This window comes from Paenarthrobacter sp. CAP02, assembly GCF_040137855.1.
In the GTDB taxonomy this organism is placed as follows: Bacteria; Actinomycetota; Actinomycetes; order Actinomycetales; family Micrococcaceae; genus Arthrobacter.
This window is the reverse complement of the sequence record NZ_JBEEII010000001.1, coordinates 74,680-97,745: the sequence shown is the minus strand read 5'-3', so window position 1 is coordinate 97,745 and position 23,066 is coordinate 74,680. Positions and strand designations below refer to the sequence as shown.

19 protein-coding genes and 2 pseudogenes are annotated in these 23,066 nt (G+C 63.4%); 13 read left to right on the top strand and 8 right to left on the bottom strand.

What is annotated here, in order from left to right; all coding sequences use genetic code 11:
- Positions 1-29: 29 nt before the first annotated feature.
- Positions 30-1,421: an MATE family efflux transporter gene (locus ABHM97_RS00510; protein WP_349469174.1), complete on the top strand. Its 1,392-nt coding sequence runs from the start codon at positions 30-32 to the stop codon at positions 1,419-1,421.
- Between the two features lies 1 nt (position 1,422).
- Here the strand turns inward: ABHM97_RS00510 and ABHM97_RS00505 are convergent, their stop codons facing one another.
- Both ABHM97_RS00505 and ABHM97_RS00500 read right to left on the bottom strand, forming a co-directional pair.
- Complete coding sequence (locus ABHM97_RS00505) at positions 1,423-2,532, bottom strand: sulfite oxidase (RefSeq protein ID WP_349469173.1); 1,110 nt, start codon at positions 2,530-2,532, stop codon at positions 1,423-1,425.
- A gap of 164 nt (positions 2,533-2,696) precedes the next feature.
- A complete protein-coding gene (locus tag ABHM97_RS00500) occupies positions 2,697-3,731 on the bottom strand; it encodes an aldo/keto reductase (protein ID WP_235520962.1) in 1,035 nt (344 codons plus the stop codon).
- 248 nt (positions 3,732-3,979) lie between these two features.
- On the opposite strand from ABHM97_RS00500, the gene ABHM97_RS00495 reads away from it, so the two are divergent.
- Positions 3,980-4,471: a flavin reductase family protein gene (locus ABHM97_RS00495; protein ID WP_235520960.1), complete on the top strand. Its 492-nt coding sequence runs from the start codon at positions 3,980-3,982 to the stop codon at positions 4,469-4,471.
- Positions 4,472-4,477: 6 nt separating this feature from the next.
- Here the strand turns inward: ABHM97_RS00495 and ABHM97_RS00490 are convergent, their stop codons facing one another.
- Positions 4,478-5,335: a hypothetical protein gene (locus tag ABHM97_RS00490; RefSeq protein ID WP_349469172.1), complete on the bottom strand. Its 858-nt coding sequence runs from the start codon at positions 5,333-5,335 to the stop codon at positions 4,478-4,480.
- A 98-nt stretch (positions 5,336-5,433) separates the two neighbouring features.
- Here ABHM97_RS00490 and ABHM97_RS00485 point away from each other — a divergent pair, with 98 nt between their 5' ends.
- Positions 5,434-5,889, top strand: coding sequence for a YchJ family protein (locus ABHM97_RS00485; RefSeq protein WP_349469171.1), 456 nt, complete (start codon positions 5,434-5,436; stop codon positions 5,887-5,889).
- A 119-nt stretch (positions 5,890-6,008) separates the two neighbouring features.
- Here ABHM97_RS00485 and ABHM97_RS00480 read toward each other — a convergent pair whose 3' ends face one another.
- Positions 6,009-7,973 carry an acyl-CoA dehydrogenase family protein gene (locus ABHM97_RS00480; protein WP_349469170.1) on the bottom strand — a complete coding sequence of 655 codons (1,965 nt, stop codon included), beginning with the start codon at positions 7,971-7,973 and terminating at the stop codon, positions 6,009-6,011.
- A gap of 62 nt (positions 7,974-8,035) precedes the next feature.
- Positions 8,036-8,338, bottom strand: coding sequence for a hypothetical protein (locus tag ABHM97_RS00475; RefSeq protein ID WP_235520955.1), 303 nt, complete (start codon positions 8,336-8,338; stop codon positions 8,036-8,038).
- 311 nt (positions 8,339-8,649) lie between these two features.
- Between ABHM97_RS00475 and ABHM97_RS00470 the strand changes: the two genes are divergently transcribed.
- The 3 genes and pseudogenes from ABHM97_RS00470 to ABHM97_RS00460 all read left to right on the top strand — a co-directional run bounded on the left by ABHM97_RS00470 (position 8,650) and on the right by ABHM97_RS00460 (position 14,568).
- On the top strand, positions 8,650-10,107 hold the full coding sequence (locus tag ABHM97_RS00470; RefSeq protein ID WP_235520954.1) for a DUF3375 family protein: 1,458 nt from the start codon (positions 8,650-8,652) through the stop codon (positions 10,105-10,107).
- Positions 10,100-10,918 (top strand): annotated as a pseudogene (locus ABHM97_RS00465) (DUF4194 domain-containing protein); the annotation flags it as partial. The gene ABHM97_RS00470 and the pseudogene ABHM97_RS00465, both read left to right, overlap by 8 nt.
- Positions 10,919-11,109: 191 nt before the next feature.
- On the top strand, positions 11,110-14,568 hold the full coding sequence (locus tag ABHM97_RS00460) for an ATP-binding protein (protein WP_349469169.1): 3,459 nt from the start codon (positions 11,110-11,112) through the stop codon (positions 14,566-14,568).
- Between the two features lie 91 nt (positions 14,569-14,659).
- Here ABHM97_RS00460 and ABHM97_RS00455 read toward each other — a convergent pair whose 3' ends face one another.
- A complete protein-coding gene (locus ABHM97_RS00455) occupies positions 14,660-15,031 on the bottom strand; it encodes a PH domain-containing protein (protein ID WP_235520952.1) in 372 nt (123 codons plus the stop codon).
- 14 nt (positions 15,032-15,045) lie between these two features.
- Positions 15,046-15,528, bottom strand: a complete 483-nt coding sequence (locus tag ABHM97_RS00450) for a TM2 domain-containing protein (RefSeq protein ID WP_235520951.1) — start codon at positions 15,526-15,528, stop codon at positions 15,046-15,048.
- A 143-nt stretch (positions 15,529-15,671) separates the two neighbouring features.
- Between ABHM97_RS00450 and ABHM97_RS00445 the strand changes: the two genes are divergently transcribed.
- Positions 15,672-15,815 carry a hypothetical protein gene (locus tag ABHM97_RS00445; protein ID WP_257370831.1) on the top strand — a complete coding sequence of 48 codons (144 nt, stop codon included), beginning with the start codon at positions 15,672-15,674 and terminating at the stop codon, positions 15,813-15,815.
- Positions 15,816-15,887: 72 nt separating this feature from the next.
- Here the strand turns inward: ABHM97_RS00445 and ABHM97_RS00440 are convergent, their stop codons facing one another.
- Positions 15,888-16,391: an FBP domain-containing protein gene (locus ABHM97_RS00440; protein WP_235520949.1), complete on the bottom strand. Its 504-nt coding sequence runs from the start codon at positions 16,389-16,391 to the stop codon at positions 15,888-15,890.
- Between the two features lie 562 nt (positions 16,392-16,953).
- On the opposite strand from ABHM97_RS00440, the gene ABHM97_RS00435 reads away from it, so the two are divergent.
- The 6 genes and pseudogenes from ABHM97_RS00435 to ABHM97_RS00410 all read left to right on the top strand — a co-directional run.
- The gene (locus ABHM97_RS00435) at positions 16,954-18,024 is read left to right on the top strand and encodes an iron-siderophore ABC transporter substrate-binding protein (RefSeq protein WP_349469168.1); all 1,071 of its coding nucleotides are present in this window, start codon (positions 16,954-16,956) and stop codon (positions 18,022-18,024) included.
- Between the two features lie 5 nt (positions 18,025-18,029).
- On the top strand, positions 18,030-19,145 hold the full coding sequence (locus tag ABHM97_RS00430) for a FecCD family ABC transporter permease (RefSeq protein ID WP_349469167.1): 1,116 nt from the start codon (positions 18,030-18,032) through the stop codon (positions 19,143-19,145).
- Positions 19,142-20,254: a FecCD family ABC transporter permease gene (locus ABHM97_RS00425; RefSeq protein ID WP_349469166.1), complete on the top strand. Its 1,113-nt coding sequence runs from the start codon at positions 19,142-19,144 to the stop codon at positions 20,252-20,254. Before ABHM97_RS00430 ends, ABHM97_RS00425 begins: the two co-directional genes overlap by 4 nt.
- 1 nt (position 20,255) lies before the next feature.
- Positions 20,256-21,080: an ABC transporter ATP-binding protein gene (locus ABHM97_RS00420; protein WP_349469165.1), complete on the top strand. Its 825-nt coding sequence runs from the start codon at positions 20,256-20,258 to the stop codon at positions 21,078-21,080.
- Complete coding sequence (locus tag ABHM97_RS00415) at positions 21,077-22,132, top strand: siderophore-interacting protein (protein WP_349469164.1); 1,056 nt, start codon at positions 21,077-21,079, stop codon at positions 22,130-22,132. Before ABHM97_RS00420 ends, ABHM97_RS00415 begins: the two co-directional genes overlap by 4 nt.
- Positions 22,133-22,403: 271 nt before the next feature.
- Positions 22,404-22,934 (top strand): annotated as a pseudogene (locus tag ABHM97_RS00410) (SGNH/GDSL hydrolase family protein); the annotation flags it as partial.
- Between the last annotated feature and the right edge of the window lie 132 nt (positions 22,935-23,066).

The window sequence follows — 23,066 nt, the reverse complement described above, 5'->3', positions numbered from 1 at the left end:
GCGGCAGCAGCTGGCAGCAAGCTGAGCTGATGTCGAAACAGGTCAGTTCAACGGAGGATACGGCGGCGCCGGGGGCTGCCTCCCATACCGTCCTTTCGCCGCGGACGTTCACTTCCTTGGCTGGGACCATGTTCGCAGTCGATCTCCTGAGCGCGGGAAACGGGGCCATTGACCTCGCCTTCGTGGCACCGTTTGGGGTGCTCATGGTGGCCGGCATAGGTCTGGGCGATCTGGTGACCGCACTGTTTATGGCCTTCTTTGCGGGCATCGTCGACGTTTTTGCTGTGAAATTGGCCCGTGCCGAGGGACGCGACGACGCCGGCAAGCTATTGCCCACATTGTTTGCTGGCCTGCTTTTGGTCGCCGCCGTTTGGACTGCTGCCGGTCTGCTGGTCAGCCGGATTGTTCCGCTGATATTCGATGTTGTGGGCTCTGAGCCGACTGTGGCTGCTATCGCGACCGACTACTTGACGGTTCGAATGATTGGCATTCCGTTTACGTTGGCCTTGGCCGCTGTTTCGATCACCCTGCGCATTGTGGGACGACAACGCGCTTCGATAGTCCTCATCGCCACAGTGTTTGTGCTGAACGCGGCCCTCAATGCGGCTCTGGTTTACGGCCCGCTGAAAGTACTGGCAGCCAATCCGGTGATGGCAGTGGCCATAGCGACAGTTCTCGCCCAGGTTCTGACTGCTGCCTGCGGGTTTGTCGTCCTCGCCCGGCATTTCTCCCGATCCCGAGGTGAGCGCGCCGCGGGTGCTGAGCAACAGCGGATCCTTCCATTGACCCGGGAGATGTTCACGACGAGCCTTGGCGTCGGACTAAGGCAGATGAATAACTACGCCGCAGCCGTGGTGCCCTTCATGCTGATCAGCCGTTTGGACGTAGGCACTGTCGCCGCTGCAGCGGTGGCGACGAGAATCTGGACCCTCTACTGCCGGGTACCGCAAGCGACCCTTGGCGCCGTCGGCGTCTTTGTCGGATACTCCCGGGGCCGCAGCCAGCAGGATGCCCACGCCGTAGTGCAACGTTCGCGCAAGTACGTTGTCTGGCCGAGTTTCATCGCCGCTGCAGTCGTGGCAGTGGCCGTCCCGGTGCTTGCCAAGTTTCTGGGCGGTGGCCAGGTTGACGTCGGTCTCGTCTGGACATTGACTGCCGCGTATCTCATCGCGGTTCCCGCCTACGTCGTGGAAAATCTGTGCGGCGAGATCCTGACGGTGGAACAACGGGCTGCATGGCTGTCCTTGCCATCAACGGTCGTCACGTATCTGGTAACCATTCCGATCGCCGTCGTCGGGATCCTGGTCTGGGAATCGGCGCTGGTGGCCGTTGCGTCCGCAGCTGCCGCATCGCTTCTGCTGGCCCTGAGGTACAGCATGCGGACCCGGCAGCTCGGGTACCGGCTCATCGGAGGGTCCTGAACTACCGCACCGTCACCTCTACGCGCTGCGCCATATTGTTCCCGATGCCCTGGTAATTCCACACCTGTTCCGTGGGTTGCAGCGCACCCGACGTATCCATCGCCCGGCACCGCAGTACGTGCTCTCCCGGGCTCGCGACCCACACCATGGACCACGAACGCCACGCAAAATCACCCAGCGCCGGTTCCAAGTGCGCGGGCATCCATTCGCCGTCGATCCCCACTTCGACCCGCTCCACTTCGCCGTGACCGGACCATGCTCGCCCATGCAGCATCACTGGACCGGCGTCCACTACGCGGCGACGCGTGAAGAAATCGGGAATGCCGGGAGGAATCATCAGGGAGCGCACACGGACATGCGTCACAGGCAGGCCCGGCCCGTCGGGTCCCTGCAGGTAGTGATACGCGACCGCCTGCTGGAATCCCATGAACCGCGATGTCACAGCTTCGATCGACGTCAACCACTTCACGCTCGCCATGCCGTACCAGCCGGGCACCAGCAACCTCAACGGATACCCGTGCTGTAGCGGCAAGGGATTTCCGTTCATGGCATACACCAGCATGACTTCGGGATGCATCGCCTCAGCGATCGAAAGGCTGCGCGCGTATGGCTCTTCGACCCCGTTTTGGATGCCGCTGTCGGCACCGGTAAAGACAAGTTCGACGGCGTCACTCGCCAAACCCGCTTCCTCCAATAGGGGAGTCAAGGGAGTTCCCGTCCACTCCGCGGTGCCCACTGCTCCCAGGCCCCAAGGCTGGCTTAGCGGACGCGGCTGCAGGAGCGAGCGCCCATTTCCGGCGCACTCCAAGGTGACAGGCATGGTGACGGAGGGCCTGGCTTTGATGTCATCCAGGCTCAACTCAAGGCCGCGTTGGAAAGAACCGCCCAACCGCAAGCGCCAGTTCTCCGCGGACACGTGGGGGATGTCGAAGTGGATGAGCAAGTAATGAAGGCCGGCGGGTGTGATGTCGTCGTGCAGGGCCTCCAACGGCATGGAGTGGTTCCGTCCGGAAAGCTGCAGTTCTTCATGGGTCAGCGGACCGTCGGTGGGCTGCCCGGAAGTGGGCTGCCCGGAAGTGGGGGCTTTTTGCTTGACGTGGTGATCGGACATGGGACGGCGGCGTTCTACTGGAAGCTAAACGCTGCGGAGTGCCGCAGCACCTAGGACAAGGATCACGCCGGGGGCAGAACTCCGTCAATAGCTCGTTGCGGGGCCCGCTGATCAGGGAAAATCACCCCAACACCCTGCAGAGCGGGCCCCACAACGGAAAGTGACTACCGGCGTCGTAGTTCCGGGTATTCAAGGTGCGGCGCGACGGTGCCGGCATCGCGTTCCAGGAAATTGACGGCGGGCGCCACGATGTCGTCGATTTCATCCAAAACGGACTCGCTCAGGACCACGTCCGCTGCCTTGAGGTAGTCGGTCAGGTGGTCCTCGGTACGTGGCCCGATGATCACACTGGTCACGGCAGGGTGGTTCAGTGCAAAGGCAACAGCGAGTTGGATCAGGGTCAATCCATGCCTAGCCGCCAGTTGGGCCAAGGCATCGGCGGCGTGCAGCTTGCCCTGGTTGAACGGAGCGTTCACGTCGAAACGGCCGGGAAGAGCGGAGAAGCGAGAACTCTCCGGCTGTCCGGAGCCGACGCGGTAACCGCCGGCCAGCCACCCGCCGTCGAGCGGGCCGTAACTCAAAACCCCGACGCCGTATTGCTGGGTGATGGGGAAGACGTCGCGTTCGTTGGCGCGGACCAACAGAGAGTACGGAACCTGGTCGACCACCGGCGGCGTCAGGTGGTTGGTGTTGGCGATCCACTGGGCCTCAACAAGCTGCGCCGGGCTGAACACGGAGGTGCCGTAGTACAGGATCTTGCCCTGCCGGATGAGGTCGTTGAGCGCGGTGATTGTCTCAAGGAGGTCGGTGTTGTAATCCGGCCGATGCGCCTGGTAAAGGTCGATGCGGTCCGTATTCAGGCGCCGCAGGCTGTCCTCCACAGCCCGGACTATCCACCGCCGGGAATTGCCGGCGTGCGCAGGGTTGGATCCCATTTGGCCGTGGAACTTCGTGGCAAGGAAAACGTCGTCGCGCCGGCTGTGGATAGCTTGGCCCACAACTGTCTCGGCTTCTCCCTGCGAGTAGATGTCGGCTGTGTCGACGCTGGTGATGCCGGCGTCAAGGGCGGCCTTGATGATGCGGATGCTCTCGGCCGGACCCGTAGGTGCGGCGCCGGTGCCGAAGTTCAGGGTGCCCAAGGTGAGGGGGCTGATCAGGGCGCCAGTGCGCCCAAGCGTACGTAGCTCGTTGAGGCTCATGGTGGCTTCCTGTGGAGGGGTAGTGCTGGGATGTTCAATCGAGGCTACACACGGCCGTCGATGGCATAAACGCAAGCGGTAGAACTTCTTCGCTTTTCGTCTTGCGGAGTAATGGAAGGGGCCATATTCCGCGACATTTCTTGACACACGGCAACACAAATGTCTTTCGGATCAACAAATATTGCCGTTCTCCTGCACAGGTGAATTATGGGAAGGGAACTCAAGCAACGCACGAAGGGGACAGCGGAATGACACAGACCACAGTGGAAGAAACGGCGGCCATCAAGGCTGCCTTTGCGCAGTTCCCGTCAGGAGTCGCAGCGTTCAGTGCGATGGTGGACTTCACGCCGGAAGCCCTGGTGGCATCGTCCTTTACGGTGGGTGTTTCGCTCGAACCACCGTTGGTGATGTTCGCGGTGCAGAACTCCTCCACAACCTGGCCGAAGCTCAGGCAGGCCCAGCGTCTGGGTGTCTCGGTCCTCGCCGAAGGGCAGGAAGGGGCCGCACTCCAACTGGCCTCGAAGACCCGTGATCGCTTCGCCGGACTCGACACGAGCGTCAGTGACTCAGGCGCAGTCCTGATCGACGGTGCGGTGCTGGGATTCGAATGCGAAGTTGTGTCTGAGACGCCGGCCGGGGACCACGCAATCGTGGTCTTGGAGGTCAAAGCAACCACCATCAACCATGAAACAAAGCCGCTGATCTACCACGGCGCAGCGTTCCGGCAGCTGGCCGCCTAGGCGCCGCTAGGAGTTGCGGCTGGCGCTGCTCAGCGAACCCTTACGGATCGGGCTCGAAGACTTTCCATTCTTGGAAGTGTTCGGGCCTGATTTTTTGGTCCCGTTTCCCGAGCCCGGTTTGCTGGGGGCATCAGGCTTGGATGTACTGCCTGGTGTCTCCGGGGTCTTCGGGGCAGGCTTCTTTCCATTGGGCGAGGGGGCTGGGTCATCCAGATCGCGGACCGTGACCTTAATGGCCGGAGGTTGAGTGGCTTTAGCGCGTTCAGCGGCCCGTCGGTCAGCTTCGGCCACGGCGTCTGCCCAGTCCTTGGCGAGAACAGGTGGTTCCTTCGCGGCAGCCACAACGATCGGATGGTGCGCGGCCTGGTGTTCCACTACGGACTTCACTTCCGCGGGTTTGGGCAGCTTGCGGGGGTCCACTTTAGCCTTCCACGCGCCGTCCTTGACGGCTGCGGACGCACCTGAGAGCCGCCGTCGGACGCTTCCAAAGAGGTCCCGCGGGGGCGCCGCGGGAGCGCCAGGTGCAGTGGCAGGCGCGGGAGCCGGGGCCTCGTAAGACGAAACATTGGCAAGGGCCGATTCCAGGACGTCGGCCTCTTCAGGAGCCGGTACGCGCGCGGGGTGCGGGGGCAAATGAACGATGGGGGTAGTGGCCTTCTTCGGGAAAATTCCCACCAGCGCCAGAAGAATGATCGACAGTAGCCGCCCGACTCCGGCAACAACCAGAGTGATGATAACGATCAACCCGAGACCAAAGAACATCAGGACAGCGAGTCCCAGCGTTCCCAAGTACGTCAGGTTGATGGCGAGTGTTGTCGGATCCTCCACGTAGCCCCCCTGGCTGTCGTTTTGTGATGCGCGCATTGCCCACCTCGCTTGCTTACCTAGCCTAAGGTCCAGCACCGACGGAATCACGCCCCGCCTCACACTCTGGCCGGGTTGTTTCAAAGCTGTTATCTCGTATGGGAAAATATGTTGCCCAGCTCTCATTTAAAGCCTCAGATTGGGACTCCGTGACCCCTGACTTGACCCGCCTCCGCAGCGGAATGTGCCCATGTCTCTCCGGGGACCAGTACGACGATTGCTGCGGCCGTTTTCATCGCGGCGAATCCGACGCGCCGACAGCCGTTCAACTCATGCGCTCCCGGTACTCGGCTTCCGTTGTCCTTGATCCGGAATACCTGCTCAGGACCTGGCACGCATCCACCCGTCCGGGTTCCATGGACCTGGACCCGGACATCCAATGGCGGCGCCTGGACATCCTGGACACATCAAGCGGCGGGCCCCTGGACTCGAAGGGCACCGTGGAGTTCGCTGCCCATTACAGGCTCGACGGCGAACGTGGGCTCCAGCGGGAACTCAGCCGTTTTGTGCGGGAGGGCAAGCGCTGGTTCTACGTGGACGGCGACGTGCGCTGAGCGCGCTCCTTCCCAGTTGCCTCCACATTGCCGGCGGCTATTGAGGAAACTCCGCGGCCTCGCGTGTGGTGCTCACGTAGTTCTGCGCACTAACTGGGAGGGAACGCAGCGGGAAGCCCTCAGCGATACTTTCGGTGCAGGTTCTCCTTGGTGGAAGCGCCCGGCGCGGCATCACCAATCCATGGCCCGGTGCCCTCCGACTGGTCCAGCACGCCTTCCTCCAGCCAGACGTAGTCACCGGCAAGGACTTTGCGGGAAAGATCGCGGTCCCCGTCGTCGGTGTTCCGCCACAACTGATCGAAGTACTCGTCCACGCGGACCCGGGCCTGTTCGCAGAAAGCATCGGCGAGTTCGAACGCGCCGGCACCCTGCGCCGGGTTGGTTCGGAGGATCATCTCAGCCCGTGAACAGCACGCAGCCATTGCAAACAGCTCCGCACCAATATCAACGATCCTGCCCAGGAACGCCTGCTTGAACTCGAGTTTTGCCTGCCATCTGCCCATCCCGTAGAACGTCTGCCGGGCAAGCCGCCTGGAGGACCGCTCCACGAACCGCAAGTGCTTGCCGAGCCGCCCGAACTCCGCGAAGGATCGCGGGTCCATGCCGGCGCCGGCAACCAGCTTGGGCAACCAACGCGCATAGAAACCGGAGGCTCCGACGGCGGCCCTCGCCTTGTCCTGCAGGCTTGCGTCCGCTGCGGCAAGGTCGCCCGCTGCGGCAAGGTGGGCATCCACGGCTTCGCGTGCGATCAGGAGTTTCATGATCTCGCTGGAACCTTCAAAGATGCGGTTGATGCGGAGGTCTCGGAGCAGTTGCTCGGCGGGTACCGCACGTTCTCCGCGGGCCTCCAGGGACTCAGCGGTTTCGAAGCCCCTGCCGCCCCGGATCTGTACCAGTTCGTCGGCGATCCTGCAGCTCAGTTCGGTGGACCACAGCTTGGCCAGCGCCGCTTCGATGCGGATGTCCTTCAACCCGGCGTCGGCCATCTCTGCGGACAGTTCAAAGACGGCTTCCAACGCAAAGGTGGTGGCCGCGATGAACGCGATCTTCTTGCCTACGGCTTCGTGCTGACCTATCGGGCGGCCCCACTGGGTCCGGGCGTTGGACCATTCACGCGAGATCTTCAGGCTCCACTTCCCTGCGGCGACACAGAGCCCCGGAATGGAAAGGCGGCCCGTGTTCAGGGTTGTCAGGGCGATCTTCAGTCCTTGGCCCTCCCTGCCCAGGCGGTTCGCCGCGGGCACGCGGACCTGATGGAACCTGGTTACACCGTTTTCAATACCGCGCAGGCCCATGAAGGCGTTCCTGTTTTCCACCGTGATGCCGGGGGAGTCCATCTCAACAACGAAAGCGGAAATACCGCCCTTTTGCTCCGTCCCATCGGCATCCGTGTGCGCAGGGACCCTGGCCATCACCACCACCAGTTCGGCGATCACGCCGTTGGTGGTCCACAGTTTGACGCCGTCCAAAAGGTAAGAGTCGCCGTCGTCGGCCAGTACGGCAGTGGCGCCCATGCGCGCGGGGTCGCTGCCGACGTCGGGCTCTGTCAGGAGGAACGCCGTGATGGCGCCGGCGGCGCAGCGCGGCAAGTACTCCTTCTTCTGTTCGGGTGTGCCGAATTCCTTGACGGGTTCCGGAACGCCGATGGATTGGTGTGCCGAAATCAGCGCGCCGAGGCTCGGGTGCACGGAACCCAGCAAAGCCAGGGCGCGGCCGTAGTAGACCAGGGACAGTCCCAGGCCGCCGTATTCACGGGGAATCTTCATGCCAAACACGCCCAAACCGGCGAGCCCGGCCAGGTATTCATCCGGGATCCGGGCGTCCCGCTCGATGACCCGGCCGGACATGGTTTTGGCGAACGCCACCAGACGTTCCATGAACTCCTCGCCCCGTTCCACATCTTCCGCCTTGGACTGCGGCCAGGGGTGGATGAGGCTGAGGTCGAAGCTGCCCAAGTAGAGACCCTTTGCGAAGCTGGGCCTCTTCCACTCGGTATCGCGCGCGGCTTCTGCAACGGCGCGCGCTTCTTCAGCGGTGGCGTTGACGCTTGCGGCAGTGAGGCTGTTGTCGGTGGCGGACGTCATGGTTTAACTCCTCTAGCCGGTTGTGCCGGATGGAGCCAGGGTCCGCCTCGGGTGGGAACCCTTCAGCTGTCCCTCAATGCTACCCGCGGGTAGCTCCCCGTGCCAGAGGAAATCTGCGGCTGGAATTCGGCCGGGATTTCCACCTGGCCGGCGTGGTGGACCAGGCTGTCCCACGCAAAGTTGATGCCATGGACAAGGCCTCCCAGCACGCCTTTAACGGTGTACCAGACCATGCCCATTGACCCAATGAGAACGATGGTCGCCATTGCTGCTGCCGCAATGAATGCAGCCAGAAGCACGGCGATCAATAGCGTTCCAAGAACTACGTACGTGCCAGTTTCAAGCGCAGTGACATCGAAATCCATGGTTCCCCCCGGGGCGACGGTGCGTGGGTCGGCGCGGCGTGGCTGCGTCGATGCTCTGACATTAGGGGCGGGCGCGCATTCCGGCCAGTGCAGACGCGCGCCGCGGACGCGTTGATACGGGATCGAAACCATACCAGACGGTAGGTTACGGAATGGTTGCGGCGGCGGTCCCCGCGGGTGCTCGGCGGTACGTGCTGGCGTCCGACGGCGGTTCTTCAGTGCCGTCCGACGCCCCTGCGACGCTCTGCCGTAACCTTGTACGGGGCAGTTTCCGCTGCCAGCCAGGTTTCGCAGCAGCTGAAGGAGAGTAATTGTCCCGTTCAGCCATGTCCTCAGCGGACGCCATCAGTGCAAGGCTCCGCGACCTCGAACTGTTAACCAAGGGCCCGGCATGGGCTCTGACGCGGTCCGCGCCTTGGGTGATCGCAGTGCTTCAGGCGTCCTTCACCCGCACCCGGCCGCAGCTTCCGCTCGAAGAGTTCCATGCCGACGTCGATGCTTTCCTTGAGCAGCTCCGCCGCCAGGACCCGGCACTGGGTGGCCAACAAAACGGCAAACTTTTCGGTGACGAATGGACGCGCAAGCAGTTCCTGACCCGTCGTAACCAATCGGGCCAGATCGTCTACGAAGTCACGGAACCGGCTGCCCGCGTGCTGGCATTCCTCGATAGCCTGTCCAGCGAACGGTCCACGCTGAATGGTTCCCGGCTAGGCACCCTGCTGGGGGATGTGGAGAAGCTCGCCAACGAGACCAACCCGGACCAGAGTGCCCGTTTGGAAGCCCTGGAGGAAGAGATCCAGGAACGCCAGCAACTGGTGGAGGACATCAGCTCCGGCGAATTCGATGGCCTCCTTGACGACGAGGAAGCGGTGGAAGCGGCCGGCAACATCTTGGACCTCGCCGCGAGCCTGCCCGCCGACTATAAGAAGATGCGTGACCGCATCGAGGAACTGGTGGGTGAACTTCGCAACCAGATCATCGAAGAGTCCTTGAGCAAGGGTGCCACCATGGCCCAGGTCCTGGAGGCCGACAAACGGCTGCGCCAAAGTCCCGAGGGACGCACCTTCCGCTCCTTCACGGCGTTCCTGGAAGACCCGCAGCAGCAGTCGCGCTTCCGGTCCGCGATCGGCGAAGTGCTGAGCCGGCAGTTTGCGGACGACCTCTCCCCCGAGGATCGCGAAACCCTTAAAAACCTCGTGGCGGAGTTGCGGTATCAACACAGCCAGATCCAGCGGATCTACGGCAAGCTCTCGGAGAGCCTCAACACCTACATCCAAAGCGACGACGTGCGGCAGTCCGTCAGCCTGCGCAAGGTCCTCGCCGAGGCCGAGCAAGCGATCCGCTCGATGCCGTATGAGCGGGACCGGCCCGGCCTGGTTCGCGGGCCCGTCCTGTTCAACGCCGGGTTTGAGTCGCTGTCCATGGTCAAGCTCTTCGATCCCGACGAGTTTGCCACCCCTCCGCGCCTGGCCGATCCCATCGCTTTCAGCGACTCGGACCGGGTTCGCTCGGCCCGCACCGGCAAGGCCAAACCCGCCGTTGTCCGGGCCGCGATGGCAGGATCCGCCACCCTGGCCGAGGCCTGGGAAAACCTTCCCGCCGAGGAACGGCACATCAACACGGTCCGCACCCTGCTCTCCATGGCGCTCCAGGGCGGCGCGGGCTTCGACCGCACCGCCTATGAACACATTGACTTCGAACAAATCGACGGCAGCATCCGCACTGCGTACCTGCCTGTCGTCACGCTGAATGAGGATTCTGATGACTGAGGAAATCACGACGACGGACGTCACCGACGCCGCCGAGGTCACCGTGCCGGACGGGGTCACCGAGGAAGCCAGCCATCCCGATCCCTTCCGGGTCACTCCACGCGACTCCTTCGTTGACGGCGCTGCCCTGTTCCCGGGCGACACCGGGGTGCTCCCGATGAAGGTCCGCCAAGCACTGGTAAAGCTCCTCAAGGGCCCGTACATTGACGGCGGTCGGGAAGAGAAGCTGTGGACCACCCTGCTGGACAACCAGCTGATCCTCCGCAGCCGGCTCTCGGAGCTCTTCCTCACCTTGCAGTTGGACCACGACCGCAAAATCGCCGTCCTCCGCCCCGTCGATCCGGAGCTCATCGGAGCCAGCTCACGCTCCAGCATCCTCCGTCAACAGCGTGCCCTGAGCCGCGTCGAAACCATCGTGCTGTTGAGGCTCCGCCTCCTGCTGGACCGCCATGTCACTGCCCAGACGGACCCGACGATCACCCGCGAGGAGATCTCGGACCTCGTCGCCAATTACACCCCGGCCGGCCAACAGGATGCCCTGCGCGACTCCGACGTGGTCACCCGCACCATCACCAAACTCCTGGCCCGCCAACTGCTCCTCCCCACGCCCCTGGACGACAGTTACACGATCAGCAATGCACTCCCGTTGGCCCTGCCCTTCGAAAACATCGGCGACATCCCGGCCCAAATCGAAGCCCTCGTGGCCGTAGCATCCGACGAATCAGGAACAGAACCCCTCCTGGACCTGGACTCCGATTCGAATCAACCCGCGCCCGCAGAGGAAGATCTGGACGACGAAGCGGAAGATGACGGGCCCACGAAGGCGAGCACCGCCGTCGAGCGTTCTTCGGCAGAAACCGGCGGTGACACAGAACTGAGCGGCGATGCCGGAGACATGCGGCAGCATGCGTCTAAGCGAGGCACGAGCGAGCATGCAGAGCATGTGTCCGGTACCGCCGCGGACGGTACCCGCACGGACGCAACTACTGAAGGGCAAGCCAAGTGACTATCGCAAGCATGCTCCCCCTCGGCGAACTCACCAATCCCGGCCAAATGCGCCTGGCCCTGGTCCAGGTGGTCAACTGGGGCACCTTCCATGGCGCCCACACCATGCACGTTGACCGCAAGGGCACCCTCCTGACCGGTAACTCCGGCGTTGGCAAGTCCACGCTGTTCGATGCCATGCTTCGCGTGTTCGATGCCCGCCCGCGCTCCAACGAGGCCGCCGCCCAGCGGTCCGGCGGCGCTTTGGAGGACAAGAGGACCACGTTCACCTACATGCGCGGCAAGGTTGGTGATAAGGCCGTGGGCGATAGCTCGGCCAGTGCCTTCCAGCGGCCGGGTGCCACCTGGTCCGCCGTCGCACTGACGTTCGATAATGCGGCCGGCACGAAGGTGACGGTGTCGGCGCTGTTTGACCTGCCGAAGAACGGCACGGAATCCAGCGTGGGGCGCTTCTACGTCATCGACAGCAAGCCCCTGGACCTTGAAGCGATCGAGGGGATCGCCCAGAAGCGCTTCACGAAGGGTGCGCTGGAGGGGATTTTCCCGGACGGCCAGGTGTTCGACGTCCATAAGGCGTTTGCGGAGCGTTTCCGTAGGCTCCTGGGCATCAATTCTGACCAGGCGTTGCCGCTGCTTCGGGTGATCCAGGCCGGAAAGGGCCTGGGCGGCAGCGTGAACACGTTCTTCCGCGAGCAGGTTCTTGACGCGCCGGCCACCTTGGCGGCTGCGGACGATGTGGTGGAAGAATTCAGCAACCTGATGTCCATTCGGCAGCGTCTGGAGGACGTCCGGCAGCAGCGCGACCAGCTTGCTCCTGTTCCCGGGTTGAATAAGGAGTACGCGCAGGCGTTGCTGGACGCGAACCGCCTCCGGGAGCTGGCCGGCGAGGAGTTCGAGGCCTACAAGCAGCAGCTCGCCGTCACGGTGCACGCCAAGACGCTGGCCCGGTTCAAGGAGCTCGCGCAGTCCAAAGCCCAGGAGCTGGCTGCCGAGCGCACTGTCCGGGATGCCCTTTCCAAGGAACTCCGCGACCTTGAGCTGGACTACAACAACCGCGGCGGCAACGCCATTTCGGCCATAGAGCAGTCGCTGGAGAACGCCAGGGTTGGCCTGAAGCTGCGTGAACAGGTGGAGGATTCGGCCAGGAAGGCGTTGGCTGATGCCGGCCTGAACCTTGAATGGTCGGCCGAAGGCTGGGATCAGGCGCATGAGCAGGCAGCTGCCCGGTCCGCTGAGTTGAAGGACGATTCGGAGGCCCTGAAGGAGCTCCGTTTCGAGGCTTTTGACGGCCATGCCACGAAGAAACGTGAGCTGGCGGCCGCCCAGCAGGAATTGTTGTCGTTGCGGTCGCGCAAGTCGTTGCTGCCGCCGTCGAGCATTGAAAACCGGGCCGCCATCGCAGCTGCCACCGGTGTCCCGGAAGAGCGCATGCCGTTCGGCGGCGAGCTGATCGACCTCGCCGAAGGGCAGGAGCAGTGGCGCCCCGCCGCCGAGCGCGCCCTGCGGAACCTGGCCACCACGTTGCTGGTTCCGGGCGAACACTTCGCGGCGGTCACCCGGTACTTGAACGACAACACCGTCCGCGGGGCCCTGCGCGCGGTGGACGTGTCCAAACCCCTGGCCGGCGGCGCCCTGGCTGTGGAGGACGTGTCCGACGGCGACCTGTTGACTAAGTTGAGCATCCTCACCTCTGGTGCCAATGCCGACGCCGGGGATTGGATCCGCGAGCGGATCGCCTTGGACTTCGCGTACCCGTGCGTGGAGGACCCGGACGAATTGGCCTCAATGGACAAAGGCCTGAGCCTGGGCGGCGTAGTCAAACGCAACAGGCACACCGTGGAGAAGGACGACCGGTTCACCAGCCGGCAGGATTACGTCCTCGGATTCGACAACGCTTCGAAGCTCGAACTTGTCGCAGCCCGCGTTGGCGAACTCGAAAACGAGTTGGCCAAGGCAGCCGAGTTGGCCCAAAGCCGCGAAGATTCCCACCAGGGCATGACCCGGCAGCTCGAAGCGCTGCGCCGGGTTGCTGAAGACGAGCGGCCGTGGGAACAGGTTTCCGCGGCAGTGGCAGCCGATGAGCTGGCTCGGATCGAACAGCGCCTGGCGGATGCGCTCGCAGCCCAGGCGGACCTTGAACCGCTGCGGGCCACCATCGAAGTCGTGCGCGAAAAGCACCAGTCATCGACGGGTGCGGCCGCTGTGTTGCAGAGCGAATACAAGGCGCTCGACCATCAGATGACCACCGCTGACGGCCTGCTCGATGCGGCGAGGCTGAAGCTTGAGCAGGCACCGCCGTCGGGGTCCACCGTGGCTGCCCTTGAGCCGTACTTCGCGGGTGCCGCGGAGGTGTCGGAGCTGCACGAGCTGGACAACCTGGCTAACGCAGTCCGGAACACCTTGCTCGATGAGCTGCGCGGCGCGGAGTCGCGCGCCCAGGCGACGGCCGAGCGGCTGACCCGCATGTTCGAGGCGTTCGTCCGCGACTGGGGGAGTGCCATCAGCGCGGACCACGGCACGTCAATCGGGGCCGCCGGCGACTTCGAATCCCGGTACCACGCGATTGTGAGCGATGGTTTGCCCGCCCAGGAGGCCGAGTTCCGGCGGTTCTTCAACCAGCGCACGCACGAGTCGTTCAGCACGCTCCTGCATTTGCTGGATGAGGAACGCCGCAGCATCACCAGCCGCATCCTCCCGCTCAACGGGATCCTCTCCCAGGTGAACTTCCATGAGGGAAGCTACCTGGAACTGGATATCAAGCAGACCCTGCCTCCGACGGCCAAGGTCTTCAAGGACGCCATTCAAAACGCTTTGAAGGCCAAGCACACCCGCCCATCCCGCGGCGCCTCCGCTTCAGCTGCGGAGGTGGACGACGACGCCGAGCTCACCGCCCGCTACAAGTCGCTCGAAACCCTGGTTAAGCGGCTCGGTTCGCAGACGCCGGAGGATCGTCGGTGGCGTGCCGAGGTTTTGGATGTCCGCGGGCACTTGTTCATCCAGTGCAAGGAACACCGGGTGGTGCCTGCAAAATCGGGCAACGCCGGGAAAAAGAAAACCGAAGTTTTCATGCATGCGGATACCGGCTCCATGTCCGGCGGTGAGCGCCAGCGCTTTACGGCGTTCATTATGGCTGCCGCGCTGAGCTACCAGTTGGGCATTGCAGAGCAGGGTTTCACGACCTACGGCACAGTGATGATGGACGAGGCTTTCGTGCTGGCCTCGGAGGAGTTCGCGGGTGCCGGCATCAAGGCCCTTCACGAGTTCGGCTTCCAATTGCTGTTGGCTGCCCCCGAAAACGTGATCGACCTGTCCCGGCACCTTGGCTCCGTCACGGAAATCCTCAGGGACAAGCGGACCAACCGTTCGGGTGTCCTCACGGCGCCCGTCATCGCCGGACCCGGTGAGCCCGGGGCGTGGCGGTCTGAGGCAAACCCTGTGGACATCGTCCTGCGCTGAACCGGCTGATGTCGGCCTTCGGAGAACGAGACAACGACATCGACGTGGAGGCGGATGGAATATGCATTTCCGCCTCCACACCGAATGAAGGCTATTTAGTGGTTAGGACGTTCCACAGGATCAGGTCGTGCGCGTGTCTTGCTTTGTCATCGCCGCGGAAGTCCGCCTCCTTGATGGTGCCACCTGTGTCGATACCGATGCTGGAGGTCGACGCGAATCGTCCCATCATCGATTTGTTGGAGAGCATCGAGACCGAGCGGATGTTCTTATAGGGAATGGACACAACGGCGAGCTTGTTCCCGACAAAGCTCTTGTCCTGCAGAATGACGCGCATATTGGTAATGCCGACAAAACCGGTTCCGACACCGATGCAGTCGTACACGGCGTAGACGATTTCTCCCTGGAGCAGTCCTGCTCGGATTTGTTCAAGCTGCTCGGGCCTGTCGTGAATGATGTCAGTCAAGGTGCGCTCCCTTATTAGTCGCGAAGGGGAACGCCGTGGGCGTCCCGCTGAAAGTAGGAGGCGCCGGCGAGGATCATGATGCCCTCCACCAAGCCCCAAAGACCAACCAACCCGAACGTAAAGATGCCTACGACCACGGTGAGGACGAGCTGGATGATGCCTATAGTCGTGTAGCCCAGATAAAAGCGGTGAATGCCGAGGCCGCCAAGGAAAATTCCGAACAATCCTGCCGCGATCTTCGATTTCGGCTGCGGATAACCGTAGGCAGGATTCGGGAGCGGAGGCTGCGCCGAGTACTGCGGTTGCGAGGGTGTCGCTGGTTGCGCTGCGAACTGGGGCGGTTGAGGAGCTGGCGGCTGGGCGGAATAATGCGGTGGCTGGAGTGTCTGCTCTTGTGGTCGGAACTGCAGAGGGCTCTGGGTTGTCGGGTACGGATCCGGCGGGGTGCTTTGGCCGCCTTGCGAAGTTGGGTTTTGGTCGGGGTAAGAGGAAGTCATGCTGATGCCTTTCGGAGAATGATCGATCAGTCCACGGGTGACTGGCGGCATTCCTCGACGGCATCCCCCAGAATCCATGTGCCGTCATCATTTTCACTGAAATGACATCGATTGTTTTGATATGGCCAATTATTTCGGCCTGCGTGTGTCGGGATGATCAATTCGAAGACGAACTGGAACTCCTCGCAGAAACCGACACCTACATTGCGGACCAGTCCCGGCTTTCCTGCCAATTGACCTACGAGAGTTCCTGCGGAGGCGCTACGGTGACCATCGCCCCGGAATAGTGTCCGGACCAGAAATCAGGCAGCAGCACAGCGCGTCCTCGTGACGCGCTGTGCTGCTGCTTGTTTTGTCGGCTAGCGCTTTGAGTCGCCGCGGACGCGGTCAAGGAAGAGCGCCGTGCGGGATTCCAGCCCGGCGATCTGTCGGAGAACGACGGCGGCCGGGTCCGGGTTGATTTCGTTGGCGGGCGGTTCTTTGCGCACATTGGTGCTGCAACCGAACTCAGCGCAAATCAGGGTTCCCACGGTGTTCCCGTCTTTGCCGGATTGCCCGGCTTTCTTGGCGACCCACAGGTAAACGTCGTCTTTGGAGAACACGTCGCGGCACAGTTCGCAGAGGACTACCCGCCTCTTCCCGGAGCCGCCCTCGGGTGCCCGGAGCAGGACGCCTGTGAGCTTCCCCTGGTGCGGCACCACGAGGTAGCCGCGCTGGGGCATCTTCTCGTCACGCCAACCCAGGAACTCGAGGTTATCCCAGTCGAGGCTGTCAAAGTCGGCGGGAAGGTTGAGTTTTGCAGCCTCGGATCGGCTGGCGTTAATAAAGGACGAACGGACCTGTTGGGCGGTGATTTTATGCATGACAGTGCTTCCTTGGAAATGGTCGACGTCCGCGCACCGTGAATCGGCCGCGGGGTGGCAAGGGACGTCGGTCATCAGCGCGAAGGGCACAGCAAGGGGCGCCCGCTAGAATCCGGGGCGGTCCGTGATGCCTGAATTGCCTAAAAGGATGCCGACGTGTGGGGGAGTGCCAAGCAGGCCAAAATGGCCACCTCGCTGACTGTGGCAGCAGCAACTGATGCAGTGCGCATGCTCAACCCCTCGTCGTTCTTTGGAAGCGGTAGTCCGCTGCCGCTATCCTCCCAAATTCCCGGCGGCGCTGTCCACCCGATGTGAGTGAGGGTTGGTGGGAAGGGGTGGGGATGTGAGTGAGGGGTGGGGTGAAGGGGGTGGGGATGTGAGTGAGGGTTGGTGGGAAGGGGTGGGGATGTGAGTGAGGGTTGGTGGGAAGGGGTGGGGATGTGATTGAGCGTCGGGGCTGTGATCTGCGCCTCAATCGGGAATAGGTGACGTAAATGTTTCTTAATTATCGTCAGGCTAGGCTAGCCTTACTTAGGTTCGCATCACTTACCTAAGGAGTCCCGTGGCTTCCCTTCTCCCACGCCGCGCCCTGCTGAAAACCGCAGGTACCGCGACGGCCGCTTTGGCCGCCGTCGCCCTCACCCTCACCGGCTGCTCCACTGGCCCCGCAACGTCCACACCGGCGAGTGAGCAGGCTCAATCCGCAGCATTCCCCGTGACCATCAAGAACGTCTTCGGCGAGACCACCATCAAGGAACAGCCCAAGCGCGTTGTTACCGTCTCGTGGGTCAACGACGACGTCGCCATCGCACTGGGCGTTGTGCCGGTGGGCGTTCCCAAGAACGAGTGGGGCAACAACGACAAGGGCTCCACCCCTTGGAAGGACGCGGCACTCGAGAAGCTCGGCGCCGGTTTCGGCACCGACAAGGCCCCGGCGCAGTTCTCCGAAGCTGACGGCATCAACTTCACCGAGATCGCCAAGCTCAACCCGGACGTTATCCTGGCTGCCTACTCCGGCTTGGAAGAGGCTGACTACAAGAAGCTCAGCGAAATCGCCCCGGTTGTGGCGCAGCCTGAGCTCGCGTACGGCACGCCGTGGCAGGAAAGCACCACCCTGATCGGTAAGGCGCTGGGCAAGGAAGCCGAAGCCAAGAAGCTGATCGAGGACACCCAGGCCACCGTTACGGACAAGGTTTCCAAGTTCCCGCAGATCAAGGACAAGACCTTCATCTACGGCAACCTCGAACCGGCCAAGGGTGACGGAGCCAACGTTTACACGGCCATCGACAACCGTCCCCGGTTCCTCTCGGAAATCGGCATGAAGCTCGCCCCCGTGGTGGAGCAGAACACCAAGAGCAAGACCGAATTCTTCATCCCGTGGTCCGCTGAAAAGGCGAATGAGCTGGCATCCGATGTCTTCGTCACCTGGGTCCCGGACTCCAGCACGGCAGACGCCATCAAGGCCGACCCGCTGCTCGGCCAGATTCCGGCCGTCAAGAAGGGCGCACTGGTTGCCGACTCGGACCAGACCCTGACGCTCGCCATCTCCGCTTCCTCGCCGCTGAGCCTGCCGTGGGCGCTGGACACGTTCCTGCCGCAGCTCGGTAAAGCAGCAGACGCAGCAGGCAAGTAACAGCGATGAAATCGAGTACGACGACGGCACTCCAGGTGCGTGGCAACGGCACTTTGGTGTCGGCTGGCCTGGGAGACACTACCCCTGAGGCCGTGGGATCCGGTGCTTCCACCGGTTCCCGGGGCACTACAGCGAAGCGCTCTGCGTGGCTGCTGGTGGCCGTCGTCGTACTTGCCGCAGTATGTGCCGCATCCCTGGCGATCGGTGCCCGCGGACTTTCTCTCACCACTGTGTGGGAAGCCCTCACCCACTTCAATCCGGCGGACGGCAACCACGCGGTTGTTATTGCCCGCATTCCCCGGACAGTCCTTGGACTCCTGGCCGGTGCAGCACTCGGCCTGGCCGGTGCAGCGATGCAGGGTGTGGCCCGCAACCCGTTGGCCGATCCCGGCATCCTGGGCCTGAACGCCGGCGCTGCCCTGGCAGTCGTCCTCGGCATCTATGTGTTCGGCATTGGCTCACTCTCCGGCTACATCTGGTTCGCCTTCATCGGCGCCGCAGCGGCCGCCGTCGTGGTTTATGCCATTTCGTCCCGTGGCCGCGACGGCGCGACGCCGGTTAAGCTCGCCTTGGCGGGCGCGGCTTTGAGCGCCGGGCTCTTTTCCCTCATGAACGTGATCCTGGTTTCAAGCCAGGACACCTTCGACCGCTTCCGTTTCTGGCAAGTAGGCAGTATTGGTGGCCGTGACTGGTCCGTGCTCCTGCCCGCGCTGCCATTCCTGGCGATCGGTGCCGTCATAATCCTCGCCGGTGGCAGGGTCTTGAACAGCCTGGCGCTCGGGGACGACATCGCCCGGGGCTTGGGGCAAAATGTCGCACTTTCCCGTGGAATCACCGGACTGGGCATTGTCCTGCTGTGTGGATCCGCTACCGCGTTGGCCGGTCCCATTGGATTCCTGGGACTTGTCATTCCCCACGCTGTCCGCTCCCTGACCGGCCCGGACTACCGCTGGATCCTTCCTTTCTCCGTGGTGACCGCCCCTATCCTGCTGATCACGGCCGACATCATTGGCCGCGTCATCCTGCTTCCGGGCGAAGTACCCGCCGGGATCATGACGGCCCTCATCGGAGCCCCCGTCTTCATCTGGCTCATCCGCCGCGGCAAGGGGGCAGGCCTGTGAGCACCCTCCATAAAGCCCCCGCCGAGGTGGCACCTAATGCCAATGTTGCCCCCAAACACCCTCATCTTTTGCCACTTCGGCGCGCGTTGAGCCCTACGTTCTTCCTTGGCGTGGCCCTCGTGGTTATGTTTGCCGTGTACGTGCTCCTGGGCAGCTACACCGTCACCATCCCGGACTTCTTCACGATCGTCATCAACCACCTGACGGGCGGGGAAAAGATCCCGGGCGCCAGCTTCATCGTCATGGAGCACAAACTGCCCCGCGCGGTGGTCGGAACCATGATCGGGATTGCCTTCGGCCTGGCCGGCGCACTCTTCCAGACCATGCTGCGGAATCCGCTGGCAAGCCCGGACATCATCGGCATCAGCTACGGGGCCAGCGCGGCAGCCGTGACGGCGATCGTGATCTTCGGCGCGTCCGGCGCTGTTGTTTCCTGGGCTGCGCTGGGCGGAGCGCTCGGTGTCGCAGCCATCATCTACGCAATCTCCCGAGGCACTGGCTCAGGCGCGGGCGGTGGCAGCCGGGGCAACGCGGCAGGCAACCGCCTCATCCTCGCCGGAGTGGGCATCGCCGCAGCCCTCCACGCGGTGGTCAACTTCCTCATGACCCGCGCAGATATCCGCACGGCCGCCGACGCCCTCATCTGGCTCAACGGCTCCCTGAACTCAGCCACCTGGGACCGGGCAGGGATCCTTGCGGTTTCCATGCTGGTGCTGGTCCCCGCAGTCATCGCCCTGGCTGGCCCGTTGCGCATCCTCGAACTCGGTGACGACACTGCGGCCGGCCTTGGCATCAAGGTGAACGCAACCCGGCTGGGACTGGTGCTGACCGCCGTCGGATTTGCCGCCGTCGCAACTGCCGCGGCTGGCCCGGTAGCGTTCGTCGCGTTCCTCGCCGGACCGATCTCGCGCCGCGTCGTCCGCAAACCCAGCCTTCCGGCGTCGGCCCTTACCGGTGCGCTGATCGTACTGCTGGCAGACTTCTTCGCTTCCAACATTGCCCCCGTCATCCTCGACGGAACCGTCCTCCCGGTCGGCGTCATCACCGGCGCCCTCGGTGCACCCTTCCTGCTGTGGCTGCTGGTCACGTCGAACCGAAAGGAAGCCTGATATGGCCGTCCTCAATGCCCAGGACCTGACGCTCCAGTACGAGCAACGAAAGGTAGTGGAGGGGCTCTGCACCGAAATCCCCGAAGGAAAGGTGACCATGATCGTGGGCGCCAACGCCTGCGGCAAATCCACGCTCCTTCGCGGACTCTCACGGCTCCTGAAGCCAGCCTGCGGCACCGTGACGCTCGACGGTAAGGACATCCACACCCGTCCCGCCCGCGAACTCGCCCGCACGCTCGGCCTGCTTCCGCAGCACCCCACCGCCCCTGACGGCATCACCGTGCGCGACCTCGTGGGCCGCGGGCGGTATCCGCACCAAGGCTTCTTCCGCAGCTGGAGCGCGAGGGACGACGCCGCAGTGCAGCGCGCACTCGACGCCACCGACACGCTTGGACTCGCTGAGCGAAGCATCGACGAACTGTCCGGCGGGCAGCGCCAGCGTGTGTGGATCGCCATGGCCCTGGCCCAGGAAACCGACGTATTGCTCCTGGACGAACCCACTACCTATCTGGACCTTGCGCACCAGGTTGAGGTCCTGGACCTGATTACCGACCTCAACCGCAGCCGAGGCACCACGGTGGCCATTGTGCTTCACGACCTCAACCTCGCCGCCCGGTACGCAGACCACGTCATCGCCATGAAGGGCGGGTGCATCGTGGCCGAAGGCCCAGCCCCTGTTGTGGTGACCGAGGAACTCGTGTTTAACGTCTTCGGCCTGGAATCCCGAGTGGTTCCGGACCCCATTTCAGGCACACCGCTGATCGTCCCCATCGGACGCCACCACGCACGCCCCGCAGCAACCAAGGAACTGGAGATCGCCTCATGAGTGCACAACCGACACAGGCCGCGGCAAGTGCCGCCGTGGAGCCCATGACCCTCGCCTTCGACGTCACCGTGACGGCAGTGCAGGAATTGAGCCCCAACTTCCGACGCATCACGTTCGGTGGTTACTCCCTGCGTGACTTCGGCGTTGCCGGGGACACCCTGGATCTGCGCGTGAAGCTGATGATTCCATCCTTCGATGCCACCGGGCAGCAAATTCCGCTGCCTCCCTTCAAGATGGAAGAAGCCGGCTGGTACCGGGAATGGCTGGCCATGGATCCCGCCGTCCGCGGTGACATGCGCACCTACACTGTCCGCTCCGAACGGCTCGACGCCGTGTACCCCGAAATCGACATCGACTTCGTTATGCATTTCGACGACGACGGCCACGGCGGCCCCGCGGCCAACTGGGCCGTTGCCGCGAAGCCCGGCGACGCGATCACCATCATCGGGCCCAACAACCGGGCAGCCCAGTGCACCACAGCTGGTGCCTACGGTGGGATCGAATGGCGTCCCGGCCTCGCCCAACGTGTCCTGCTGGCGGGCGACGAAACCGCGGTGCCGGCCATCAGCGCCATCCTCGAAAGCCTCCCCGCCGACATGACCGGCCATGCGTTCCTCGAAGTGCCCTCGGCAGCGGATTTCCAGGACATCTCCACCCCGGCCGACATCGAAATCACGTGGCTGGCCCGGGGTGCTGCCATTGGGCGATCCCGTCCGCACGGCGAGCTCCTCAAGGAAGCCGTGGCCAAAGCAGTTCCTGTGCCCGGCTGGGTAGGCCTCAAGGGCGCCGCTACGGCCGCGGGCCCCGAGCCCGAAGACGTCAATGTGGATCAGGACATCCTCTGGGAAACCCCGCAACGCATGGACGCCGCAGCCATCGAGGCCACCAAGAACCCCACGCTGCCCGCCGGCGCGCTGCCGTTCTACGCCTGGATCGCCGGCGAGGCATTCGTCATCAAGGAGATGCGGCGGTACCTGGTGCGGGATGTGGGTATCGACCGCAAGCAGGTTGCGTTCATGGGGTACTGGCGTCGGGGCAAAGCGGAAGGCTGATGCTCCCGGCTGGATGGCCGCTTGGCGGCCATCCTCTGCGCGCTCGGTCGTTCCTCCCTAAGACGCGCGCTGCCGGATGCCCGCCAACCGCCTTCCCGACGCTCTCTCACATCCCTCCCGCTTCCGGCGGACGCTCTCTCACATCCCTCCCGCTTCCGGCCGATGCTCAATCACATCCCTCCTGCTTCCGGCCGACGCTCTCTCACATCCCTTTTCCCGAGTTCACTTGGGGTTGGCTCGCACTTAACCGCGCGGCGGTAGCGTCGGGCAGGTGGTGGCTGGGGAGAACGTACGACGGCGGTTTGTCGCCTTGGGGGATTCCTTCACCGAAGGCGTGGGGGACCCAAGCAAGGTCCTGCCCAACGGGGTCCGTGGCTGGGCCGACCGGGTGGCCGAAAAGTTGGCCAAGGCCGAGCCCGGCTGGGAGTACGCCAACCTGGCTGTGCGCAGCAAGAGGCTCCGGCACGTCATCGACGAACAGCTTGAGCCGGCGCTTTCCATGGAACCGACGCTGATCACTCTGTATGCCGGCGGTAACGACATCCTGGATTTTGGAACCGACATGGATGCGCTCCTGAATGACTACGAATTGCTCGTCGCGCGGTTGAGCGGAACCGGCGCTACGTTGGTGCTGTTCACTGGCTTCGATGTGAAGGTGTCCGCCGTCCTGGAGCCCTTCAAGAAGCGCAACACCCTCTATAACCAGCGCGTCCGCGACATAGCAGCCAGATACGGAGCCGTCCTGGTGGACTATTGGTGCTTCGACGCCTACAAGGATTCACGGATGTGGGCCCCGGATAGGAGGGAGGAGCCGGCGTAGATGGTGCGGAAGTTGCCGTGGAGGTCGTCCCACCGGCCCGGGAACCGTCCGTCGGTGGCCCATTCCCAGCCGCTCCATGCCCACGGTTCCGGGCGGAAGCCGACACGCCAGACC